At 59.6% G+C, this 2,983-nt stretch carries 3 protein-coding genes; all 3 read right to left on the bottom strand.

Translation table 11 applies throughout. The features are described 5' to 3' along the window. Positions 1–9 precede the first annotated feature (9 nt). From F4X41_04025 to F4X41_04015, 3 genes are read right to left on the bottom strand one after another with little or no spacing between them, the layout of a single operon-like run. On the bottom strand, positions 10–927 hold the full coding sequence (locus tag F4X41_04025; GenBank protein MYB16191.1) for a DDE-type integrase/transposase/recombinase: 918 nt from the start codon (positions 925–927) through the stop codon (positions 10–12). A gap of 46 nt (positions 928–973) precedes the next feature. Beyond that, a complete protein-coding gene (locus tag F4X41_04020) occupies positions 974–2,689 on the bottom strand; it encodes a hypothetical protein (GenBank protein MYB16190.1) in 1,716 nt (571 codons plus the stop codon). Further along, the gene (locus F4X41_04015) at positions 2,656–2,910 is read right to left on the bottom strand and encodes an RNA-binding protein (GenBank protein ID MYB16189.1); all 255 of its coding nucleotides are present in this window, start codon (positions 2,908–2,910) and stop codon (positions 2,656–2,658) included. The genes F4X41_04020 and F4X41_04015 overlap by 34 nt, the downstream gene beginning before the upstream one ends. Between the last annotated feature and the right edge of the window lie 73 nt (positions 2,911–2,983).

The raw sequence follows: 2,983 nt of genomic DNA, 5'->3' as shown, positions 1-2,983 counted from the left end.
GGTAGTGTCTCAGTTTGAAATTGCGGATTTGCGAGGGCCGTAGGGTCCGCGCTTTCCCAGTACCGGCTGAGCCGCGTTCACCAGGTCCACCAGCCAATCCACATCGTAAACCTGGTCTGTCAATCCCGCCGCCATCGCCGGACTGGTCTTGTACCCGCCGGCACGCTTGTTCAACTTGGTATGGGGCCGGCAGAAATTGTAATGAACAAAGTACAGGGCCAGCATGTGGCAGTGGTTCTCCAGCTTCTTGCTGAAGCCGTTGGTTAGCCTGGTGAACCGCCGCATCCCCATTCTCATTGTCAGGTTTTGCCGTTCCACGTAGGAAGTGCTGATATGGTCCCAATCAGGGTCGCCCTGGACTGTTTCCTTGCGCGCCCCGATGCACTCCACCGGCGAGTACCGGCGGGCATCTTCAGCCGGGGCCGGCCCATACAACTTCACCAGTTGGGCATAGTCCACGTCGCCGCCAAACGCGCCCTCAATGGCTTCCAAGTATGACTTCAATCCATCGGTGGTTATTTGGACCCGGTTTTCCAGCCGCGCCCGCATATCGTCCATAATCTCAATGGCTGCATCGGAATCCCGACCAGGGCTGACGTGCCAGGAAACTATCAGCTTGCTATCCGCGTCTATACCCGTCCAGGTCCACACGTCCCCGGCTCCTTCCGGCGCAGCCACCGCCCGCTCCACGTTCCGCCGCTTGGCGTAGCAGAAGCTCCAGACTTCATCGCATTGAACCTTGCGGGCCTGAACTCCCCGGACAGTTTCATCGTGGAACTTAGCACAGGCTTCACCGGCGTCAACCAACAACTTGGTAACGGTGTTGATGGATACGCCGGTTACGCGGCTGATGGACCGCATCGAGGAACCTTCCACCAGCAGGTTGAGTATCTGGATTTGCTTGTCTTTAGAAAGTCGATTCGCCATACCCGTAGTATAGGGGAAACCGGCTTATCTGTCAAGCATTTGTTCACTATGAAAGGGAAAGTCTGGTCTGAGTGTTCCCTACCAGCCAACGCGGGTCCACCGGCGGCAGCTTGGGCCGTTCCTCTTGGGTCAGCATTTCCTGAACGCTCAACACCTGCATTACCGGATAGTCAGCGCCCCGCACGGCTACCTGGCCTTGTTGCTCGGCAAATACTCGCAACCCTTCTCTGGGAGGGTAGAGCGTTACCATTACCGACATGGGGGCGTTCTGCCCCTGGTTCAGCCAACTGGCCTGTACGCCCAGCAACCGGTCCAGGTCGGGCCGGCCTATCTGCCCCTTGTGCATTTTCACCTGGATCGGGATTACCACGTCGGATTCAGCGTAATAGCGGGCGTCAACCCCGCCGTCCCCTACCTTCTGGGCATTGGGTACCGCGTTGAGCAACCCCGCAACCTTATCCTCGGCCCATTCGTGGCCGGGGCGCCCGTCCTCCGCATCGGACCGGCCCATCAATGCCCGTCGCTCAAACTCTTCCCATTCGTAGTCTTCCCAGCCCAGCTTGTACACAACTGGCGTTGCCGCCCCGCCCCGGCTGGCCAGCCGTTGCTCCATCACCCTTACGGCTATGGCGCTTACGTCTATCCCCAAGTAGCCCCGGCCCAGCTTGGCCGCTGCATCCGCCGCCGTCCCGCACCCGCAGAACGGGTCCAGCAACAGTCCCTCCGGCGGGCAACTGGCCCTAACGATTCGTTCCAGCAGGGCCAATGGCTTCTGTGTGGGGTAGCCAATGCGTTCGCCGCCGTCCGCCCGGGTGATGTCGTACCACAGGTTATTGACTTTCGCTCCCGCACTCGCTTCGGACGGGCGCACGATGGAAGGCCGTCCATTTTCAGACCAGGTAACCATCCCGGCAGCGTCCAAGGCATCCAATCGGTCGTGGGGGTCGTCTATCGCAAGGTAGCCGGGTATGCGGTTTTCCTCAATCCATTCCGCAAATCGACTGTTGCGCGGCACAGCCCAATGTCGACCAAAGTCCGTAGGGTTGTACCCACGCCAAGGTTCTCCGGAAATACCATTCCGGGTTTCCGCAGCGGTCAAATCACCAGTCGTTTGGTCCCCATCAGCCAGCCTTTCCTTGTAGACGTTGCGCCAATGGTAGCTATTCGATTGGCTGCAAAAGAGAATCGTGTCGGTGACGTTCCCCCATTGTCTGCCGTCCGATCGTCCCCTGGTTCTTTCCCAGATTATTTCGTTCCTAAATTGACTGGTTCCAAAAACGGCTTCGACCAGTATCCGCAGGAGCCAATTGGCGTTGGGGTCGCAATGAAGGTATAGACTCCCCGTAGGCTTCAACACCCGCCAGCACTCTGCCAGCCGCCGGACCATGAAGACCGCGTAGGCGGCCATAGGGGAAGTGTTGCCGCTTAGGAGCCGGACGGCGTTGATTGCGTCCAGCAGTGGGCCGTGAGGGAGTCGCTGATAGGCACGTTCGGTCTCAACGGTCCACCGCCAAATGTCCCGGAGCTGGGCATCTACCCCGCCCTTGTCGCCGAAGGCCGCAACGTAGTTGTGGTTCGAGTTGAAGGGAGGGTCGGCATAAATCAGGTCAATACATTCGTTGGGGAGCTCGCGGAGGATGTCCAGGTTGTCGCCGCACACCAGGGCGTTCCCGGACAGATACGGATGGTCAAAGGTCGGGGGGGGCTTTTGTGGCCGCTTGTCGGCGGCTACGCGGCGACATCGCCGGTCTCCTTGTTCCACCGGGCCTTTGCCCCGGCCTGGGCAATCTCGGTCCGCCTCTCTGGGGTGAGAGCTCCGGCCCGTGCCTTACCGCCCTTCTTACCGGCCTCGCTCTTGGCCTCGGTGTCTTGGGATTCGGCGGACAGTTCCTCTTCCAACTCCCCGGTGGCTATCTTGGCCACCATCACGGCACAACCGATGACGTCCGCCGGTCGCTTCTCCCCTCTAGGTCCTACCGGCATGATGGCCTCCTTTCAAAGTCAACAATTTGCTTGACAAGTGGGTATATCCTAAAGTCGTGTCAACCCCCCGTCA

It is taken from the genome of Chloroflexota bacterium (assembly GCA_009840625.1).
Classification (GTDB): Bacteria; Chloroflexota; UBA11872; order UBA11872; family VXNJ01; genus VXNJ01.
The sequence above is the reverse complement of the archived record's forward strand: the minus strand, read 5'-3'. Positions and strand labels throughout refer to the sequence as shown.